1 protein-coding gene is annotated in these 275 nt (G+C 50.9%); it reads right to left on the bottom strand.

Annotation, left to right across the window (positions count from 1 at the left end; translation table 11 throughout):
- Positions 1-44: 44 nt before the first annotated feature.
- Positions 45-275: hypothetical protein (locus DW899_RS10835; RefSeq protein WP_233539971.1), on the bottom strand; the 231-nt coding region annotated here is incomplete at its 5' end.

Here is a 275-nt window from a genome sequence, read left to right on the forward strand (position 1 = left end):
CGCTGGCGGAGTTTATTTGATTGAAACAACGCCCCTTAATTGATTTACTGGAAATAAGGAGCAAAAGATCCGTGCGGATATACGTGGCGACAGAACCCTGGAGCCGGCTGATCGCCACCAGAAAGCGACATAAACAAAAAGATCGGCTCTACCTCACCGCGAGCGACAACGATGCCCTCGACTAAAGTCAATCCGAGCACGCCTAAAACAGAAAGGGCAAATGTTAGCTTATAGAACTCAAAAAAGGGGGGAGGCCGCGAGGCCTCCCCCCTTCT

The organism is Collinsella sp. AM41-2BH, assembly GCF_003468085.1.
In the GTDB taxonomy this organism is placed as follows: Bacteria; Actinomycetota; Coriobacteriia; order Coriobacteriales; family Coriobacteriaceae; genus Collinsella.